The organism is Janibacter sp. CFPM2_SD2, from assembly GCF_057364645.1.
The window spans coordinates 1-7,142 of record NZ_JBNFOF010000164.1 but is presented as its reverse complement, the minus strand read 5'-3'; the positions used below and the strand labels follow the sequence as shown (position 1 = coordinate 7,142).

The 7,142-nt window shown below is 70.9% G+C and carries 7 protein-coding genes; 2 read left to right on the top strand and 5 right to left on the bottom strand.

Going from position 1 to position 7,142, the window contains the following annotated elements; all coding sequences use genetic code 11:
- The 3 genes from AC2W7J_RS13845 to map all read right to left on the bottom strand — a co-directional run.
- A partial coding sequence (locus AC2W7J_RS13845) for an amino acid permease (RefSeq protein ID WP_485983086.1) occupies positions 1–768 on the bottom strand: 768 nt, incomplete at its 3' end.
- A 173-nt stretch (positions 769–941) separates the two neighbouring features.
- The gene (gene ppgK, locus AC2W7J_RS13840; RefSeq protein ID WP_421009043.1) at positions 942–1,697 is read right to left on the bottom strand and encodes a polyphosphate--glucose phosphotransferase; all 756 of its coding nucleotides are present in this window, start codon (positions 1,695–1,697) and stop codon (positions 942–944) included.
- 13 nt (positions 1,698–1,710) lie between these two features.
- Entirely contained in the window at positions 1,711–2,574 is an 864-nt protein-coding gene (map, locus tag AC2W7J_RS13835) for a type I methionyl aminopeptidase (RefSeq protein ID WP_485983084.1), read from the bottom strand.
- A gap of 78 nt (positions 2,575–2,652) precedes the next feature.
- Here map and AC2W7J_RS13830 point away from each other — a divergent pair, with 78 nt between their 5' ends.
- Positions 2,653–2,850, top strand: coding sequence for a methionine aminopeptidase (locus AC2W7J_RS13830; protein WP_255183659.1), 198 nt, complete (start codon positions 2,653–2,655; stop codon positions 2,848–2,850).
- A 69-nt stretch (positions 2,851–2,919) separates the two neighbouring features.
- On the opposite strand, the gene AC2W7J_RS13825 is transcribed toward AC2W7J_RS13830, so the two are convergent.
- Entirely contained in the window at positions 2,920–3,549 is a 630-nt protein-coding gene (locus tag AC2W7J_RS13825; protein ID WP_255183658.1) for a class I SAM-dependent methyltransferase, read from the bottom strand.
- A gap of 2 nt (positions 3,550–3,551) precedes the next feature.
- Positions 3,552–4,406, bottom strand: a complete 855-nt coding sequence (gene panB / locus AC2W7J_RS13820; protein WP_485983082.1) for a 3-methyl-2-oxobutanoate hydroxymethyltransferase — start codon at positions 4,404–4,406, stop codon at positions 3,552–3,554.
- A gap of 258 nt (positions 4,407–4,664) precedes the next feature.
- Between panB and AC2W7J_RS13815 the strand changes: the two genes are divergently transcribed.
- Positions 4,665–6,923, top strand: coding sequence for an immune inhibitor A domain-containing protein (locus AC2W7J_RS13815; RefSeq protein ID WP_485983080.1), 2,259 nt, complete (start codon positions 4,665–4,667; stop codon positions 6,921–6,923).
- Positions 6,924–7,142 lie beyond the last annotated feature (219 nt).

Here is a 7,142-nt window from a genome sequence, read left to right as displayed (position 1 = left end):
CCCGCAGGCCGGCCGAGCCAGGGCCAGGCCGAGATCTCCGCGGCCTCGGCGAGCGGAGCCTCCCGGGCCGCGACCCACCCGGCCCCGAGGGTGTGGGTGAGCGCGAGGCTGATGAGCACGTAGAGCGCGAGCACGATGCCCAGGGAGATCGCCACGGCGCGGGGGATCGTGCGGCGCGGCTCGACGACCTCCTCGCCGAGGGTGGCCACGCGGGCATAGCCGGCGAAGGCGAAGAAGAGGAAGCCCACGGCCTGGGCGACGCCGAGCGCGCCACCGGAGCCGGGCGGCGTCGGCGGGGGGCGTGTCGGCGGTGACCGGCGGGCTGGTGAGCAGCACGACGACGAAGACGAGGACGAGCGCGATGACGGTCAGGGCGATGACCCGCGCGACGCCGGCCGAGCGCTGGATGCCCTGGAGGTCGAGCGCGAGGACCGCGAGCACGACGACGACGGCGACGGCCTGCGACCACCCCGGGGCGATGTGCACGCCGATGGTCAGGGCCATCGCGGCGCACGAGGCGATCTTGCCGCTGATGAATCCCCAGCCCGCGAGGTGACCCCACTTGACCCCGAGTCGCTCGCGGCCGTAGACGTAGGCGCCGCCCGACTCCGGGTAGAGAGCCGCCAGCCGTGCGGTGGAGGTCGCATTGGCGGTGGCGAGCAGCCCCGCGACGACGACGGCGACGAGCAGCAGCGAGCCGGCCTGGGCGGCGGCCGGGGCGAAAGACGACGAAGAGCCCGGCCCCGAGCATCGAGGCCAGGCCCACACCCACGGCGTCGGTGAGCCCGAGCCGGCGGGAGAGGGCCTGGGAGGAGGCGCCCGACGAGGTCGTCATGTCCCCAGCCTGCCGTATGGCCCGGTGACGGGGCGGCGGGACGCGACCGGTCGAGACCGGATCGTGGTCTGCCGCCGAGCCGTCGGGTCCGCCGGGAGCGCGCGCCTCAGGAGCCCTTGGCCGCCAGCCGGGCGGCACCGATGATGCCGGCCTTGTTCTTCAGCTTCGCCGGCACGATCGGGGTGCGCAGGTCGAGCAGCGGCAGGAAGGTGTCGGCCTGCTTGCTGACCCCGCCCCCGACGACGAAGAGGTCCGGCCACAGCAGCGCCTCGAGCCGCGAGTAGTAGGCCTGCAGGCGCTCCGCCCACTGCTCCACCGTCAGGTCGTCGCGCTCGCGCACCGACTCGGCGGCGCGGGTCTCCGCGTCGTGGCCGTCGACCTCGATGTGCCCGAGCTCGGTGTTGGGCACGAGCCGACCGTCGACGATCAGGGCGGTGCCGATGCCGGTGCCGAGGGTGGTGAGGACGACGGTGCCCTTCTCTCCCTTCGCCGCGCCGTAGTAGCGCTCGGCGACCCCGGCGGCGTCGGCGTCGTTGACGAGGTGGACCTCGCGGCCGAGCCGGTCGCTGAAGAGCTCGTCGGCGTCGACGCCGATCCACGACTTGTCGATGTTGGCCGCGGTCTGGACGACGCCGTGCATGACGACCGCGGGGATCGTGATGCCCAGAGGCAGGTCCTTCTTCACCGCGAAGTGGTCGGCGATCTGGGCGACGACGTCGCACAGCGCCTCGGGGGTGGACTCCTCCGGCGTCGCGATGCGCAGCCGGTCGTCGGTGAAGCTGCCCTTGTCGAGGTCGACGGGGGCACCCTTGATGCCGCTGCCGCCGATGTCGATGCCCAGGGCGTCGGGCTTCTTGCTCATCGTGTGCCTGCCTTCAGGGGAGGGTGAGGATCTCGTTGCCGTCGTCGGTGATGAGGATCGTGTGCTCGAACTGCGCCGAGCGCCGAAGGTCACGGGTGACGACGGTCCAGCCGTCGTCCCACAGGTCCCAGTCGGGGGTGCCGAGGTTGAGCATCGGCTCGATGGTGAAGGTCATGCCGGGCTCGATGACCGTCGCGTGCTCCGGGGCCGCGTCGTAGTGCGGCACGACGAGCCCGGAGTGGAAGCTCGTGCCGATGCCGTGGCCGGTGTAGTCGCGCACGACCCCGTAGCCGAAGCGGGCCGCGTAGCGCTCGATGACCCGGCCGATGATGTTGATCTGCCGCCCGGGCAGGGCCGCCTTGATCCCGCGCAGCATCGCCTCGTGGGTGCGCTCGACGAGCAGTCGCGACTCCTCGGCGACGTCACCGGCGAGGAAGGTCGCGTTGGTGTCGCCGTGCACGCCGCCGACGTAGGCCGTGATGTCGATGTTGACGATGTCGCCGTCCTCGATCCGCCGCGAGTCCGGGATGCCGTGGCAGACGACCTCGTTGACCGAGGTGCACAGCGACTTCGGGAAGCCCCGGTAGCCCAGGGTCGACGGGTAGGCCCCGTGGTCGAGGAGGTACTCGTGACCGATCCGGTCGACCTCGTCGGTCGTCACGCCGGGGGCGACGGCGGCACCGGCCGCGGCCAGGGCCTGCGCCGCGATGCGCGACGCGTGCCGCATCCGCTCGATGGTCTCGGCGTCCTTGATCTCGCTGCCGTCGAAGGGGGCCGGTGCCGGGCGGTCGACGTACTCCGGCCGGCGGATCGTGGCGGGCACGGACCGACGGGGGGAGACCTCACCGGGTGTCACGGTTGCGGCAGCGGCAGGCATGCGGTGAAGTCTAGGCAACGAGCGCGCGACGGATGCGCTCCGGTCCGCGGCCACCCGCGAGAGAGGACGGCACGACAGATGGCGTACTGGTTCAACATCGAGACCAAGCAGGTCGAGACCGACGACAACCGCTCCCAGGGCGAGGACGTCATGGGGCCCTACGAGACCGAGGCCGAGGCCGCGGCCGCGCTCGCCACCGCCGCGGCCAAGACCGAGGCCTGGGACGAGCAGGACCGCAAGGACCGCGAGTGGGAGACCGGCGACGCCGGCGCCTGACCGCTCCTGCCGACGACATGACGAAGGGAGGGTCCGCACCGGGGTGCGGACCCTCCCTTCGTCGCGGTGTCAGCGGGGCCGGTGCACCGTGAGCGCGTAGGAGCCGTCACCGGGCCAGCGCTGCGCGTCCCACGTCGCGTAGCGCTGCACGAGCGAGAGGTCGGCGGCGAAGGCCGCCTGCTCGTAGTCCTCGGCCGAGACGGCGGCGGCGCCCTGCGGCTGGTGCCCCGGCAGGGACCAGCCGGCGACGAGCCGCCCGTCCGTCGCCAGGTGCGCACGCATCCGGCGCAGCACGTCGACGAGGGTGCCGTCGGCGAGGAAGGGCACGACATTGCCCGCGAGGAGGACGACGTCGAAGGTCTGCGTCGACAGCGACAGCGTCGCGAGGTCGGCGTGGACGAAGCGCGTGACGACATCGCGCTCCCGGGCGACCTCGACCATCGCCGCATCGGCATCGACCCCCACGACGTCGTGCCCGAGGCGGGTCAGCTCGGTCGCGACCCGGCCGGTGCCGCACCCCGCGTCGAGGATGCGGGCAGGCGGCTCGTGCAGCGCGTGGACGAAGCGGGCCTCGCCGTCGAGGTCGGCACCGCCGCTCGCCAGCTCGTCGAAGCGCCGCTGGTAGGCGTGCGCGGCATCGATCCCGCCCGACACCTCCGACCACCGGGTGCGGATCTCGGGCAGGTCGTCGGGAGCCATCGTCAGCTCTCGAAGGAGTGCTCTGCGGCGGGGAAGCTGCCGTCCGCGACGTCGGCGGCGTAGGCACGGGCGGCGTCGCCGAGCACCGTCGCGAGGTCGGCGTATCGCTTGACGAAGCGCGGTGCCTTGCCGGTGCGCAGGCCGGCCATGTCCTGCCAGACGAGGACCTGGGCGTCGCAGTCGGGGCCGGCGCCGATGCCGATGGTCGGGATGCGCAGCTCGCGGGTGACCTCGGCGGCGGAGGGCGCCGGCACCATCTCCATGACGACGGCGAAGGCGCCGGCCGCCTGCACGGCGCGGGCGTCCTCGAGCAGCTTCGCCGCGGCCTCGCCGCGGCCCTGGACGCGGTAGCCGCCGAGGGTGTGCTCGCTCTGCGGGGTGAAGCCGATGTGCGCCATGACGGGGATGCCCCCCTTCGTCATCCGCTCGATCGTCGGCGCCATCTCGGCGCCGCCCTCGAGCTTGACCGCGTGCGCCAGGCCCTCCTTCATGAGACGGGCCGCGGAGAGGTAGCCCTGCTCGGGAGAGGCCTGGTAGGTGCCGAAGGGGAGGTCCGCCACGACGAGCGCGCTCGCCGCCGCGCCGGCGACGGCGCGGGTCAGCGGGATCATCTCGTCGAGGGTCACGGGGACGGTGGTCTCGTAGCCGTAGACGTTGTTGCCGGCGGAGTCGCCGACGAGCAGCACGGGGATGCCGGCGCCGTCGAAGACCTGCGCGGCGTACATGTCGTAGGCGGTGAGCATGGCCCAGCGCTCGCCGCGCTCCTTCATCGCCTGCAGGTGGGGGATGCGCACCCGCTTGGGGGCGATGGGGGCCGGGGAGGACCCGGAGCCGTAGGGGGCGGTCGTCTCGCTCATGGCACCACCCTAGGGCCCGGGGGTCGGCCCCCCTTCGTCGTCCTCGCTCAGGGGCGTTGCGACGGACGGTGAGGCCCGAAGAGTAAAGATTCCTTCAGGAAATCCGGTGGAGTCTCCCAAAAGCCGTCAGATCTTGATTGGGTGCGCATACCCCTGTGGCAGGAGCCACATCATTCCCCTGGAGGATTCGTGAAGAGACGTCACACCCACGTCGTGTCAGGTCTCGCCGCGTCCGCTCTCGTGCTCACCCTCGCGCCCATGGCCGCGAGTGCTGGGACGACCGCCGGCGTGGCGCCCGAGGACCCTGCTGCCTCGACCGCCCGGCACGACGACCTGCCCAACCCGCTCGGTGATGCGCAGCGCGAGCTGCGCAAGGACGCCGTCGACCAGCTGCTGGCCGGCGAGGCCAAGGTGGTCACCAAGAACGGCACCAAGGTCATCGAGGTCAAGAGCAAGGACAAGGCGGAGCGGCACACCACCGCCGCGGGTGTCACCAAGGACAAGGGCCCCAAGGGGCGCACGAAGTACGTCCAGTACGACGTCAACCGCGAGGCCTCGGTCTTCACGATCCTCACGGACTTCGGCGACCAGACGATCCCGGAGGCCGGCGGCGAGGCCGGCCCGGTCAACAACGAGATCCCCGAGCCGGACCGCGCCAACAACAACTCGACGATCTGGGACGACAACTTCGGTCGCGACCACTACCTCGACCTGATGTTCGGCGAGGGCAAGGAGTCCTTCAAGGACTTCTACCTCAAGCAGTCCAACGGTCGCTTCCTCACCAAGGGCGACGTCAGCGACTGGGTGACCGTCCCCTACAACGAGGCCCGCTACGGCTCCAACGAGCTCGCCTCCGAGGCCGACGGCTACTGGAACTACGTCAAGGACACCGCGCAGGCCTGGTACGACGACCAGGTCGCCCAGGGCAAGTCCAACGCCGAGATCCAGGACTACCTCGCGCAGTTCGACGTCTGGGACCGCTACGACTTCGACGGTGACGGCGACTTCAACGAGCCCGACGGCTACATCGACCACTTCCAGGCGATCCACGCCGGTGAGGGCGAGGAGGCCGGCGGCGGTGCCCAGGGTGAGGACGCCATCTGGAGCCACCGCTGGTACGCCTACAGCAACAACGTCGGCAAGACCGGCCCCGCGCAGAACAAGCTCGGCGGTGTGCCGCTGGGTGACTCCGGTATCTGGATCGGTGACTACACGACCGAGCCCGAGAACGGCGGTCTGGGTGTCTTCACCCACGAGTTCGGCCACGACCTCGGTCTGCCCGACCTCTACGACACCGCGGGTGGCGACAACGGCACCGGCTTCTGGACCCTGATGTCCGGTGGCTCGTGGCTCAACGACGGCACCGAGGACATCGGCTCCAGCCCGGGCTACATGGGTGCCTGGGAGAAGCTGCAGCTCGGCTGGCTCGACTACACGACGGTCAACCCCGGCGAGAAGAAGAACTTCAAGCTCGGCCCGGCCGACCGTGACGACGCCAAGCTCGCGCAGGCCGCTGCGGTCGTCCTGCCCAAGGAGACCGTCGAGACCGACTACAACACCCCGCACTCGGGCAGCTACGAGTGGTGGTCCGGGTCGGACAACGATCTCAACACCTCGCTCACCCGCGAGATCGACCTCACCGGGGCGACGTCGGCCGACCTGACCGCGCAGCTGGCCCTGAGCACCGAGGCCGACTACGACTACCTCTACACCGAGGTCAGCACCGACGGCGGTTCCTCGTGGGAGGAGCTGTCCGCGGACGACGGCGGCGACCTGTCGTGGAACGAGGTCTCCCACGACCTGAGCGCCTACGCGGGCAAGAAGATCCTCTTCCGCTGGCGCTACCAGACCGACGGCGGCGTCTCGGAGAAGGGCGCCTTCGTCGACGACATCACGATCACCGTCGACGGTGCGACTGTGCTGTCCGACGACGTCGAGTCCGGTGACAACGGCTGGACGGCCGACGGCTGGACCCGCATGTCGGGCTCCACGTCCGAGGAGGTCCAGAGCTACTACCTCGCCGAGAACCGCGTGTACTCCGGGTACGACAAGAACCTCAAGACCGGTCCGTACAACTTCGGCTGGGCCACGACCCGTCCCGACTGGGTCGAGCGCTTCCCGTACCAGGACGGCCTGCTCGTCTGGTACATCAACAACGCCTACGCCGACAACAACACGAGCACGCACCCCGGCTACGGCCAGGTCCTGCCCGTCGACGCGCGGCCGACCCCTGTCACCTTCCCGAACGGCGCGCTGCTCGGCAACCGCCGTCAGCCCTTCGACGCGACCTTCGGGACGCAGCGCACCGACGCGGTGACCTTCCACAACAAGGGCGTCGCGAGCCAGGTGCCGTCGCAGCCGGCGATCACCACCTTCGACGACTCCGACCCGGACCGCTACTGGTCCGAGCAGAACCCGTGGAGCTCGACGAAGGTGGCCGGTTCGGGCACGACCATCAGGGTCAAGAGCCAGTCCGGTGACAACGTCAACCTCCAGGTCCAGGCGGGCACCCGCTGATCTGAGCGTCACCACGACGGCCCGTCCCACCCCCTTCGTCGGGGTGGGGCGGGCCGTTGCTCGTGCGGCGCGGACCGGCCTGCGGACAACGGCGGCCATCGGTGGTTATGGTCGGCAGGGTGAACGCCGACGCCGACGTCCCGAGCCAGCCGTCCTCCCCGTCGAGCGGGCCCTCGTGGCCCGCGGCTGGGCCGACATCGACCTCGTCGAGCGGCTCGC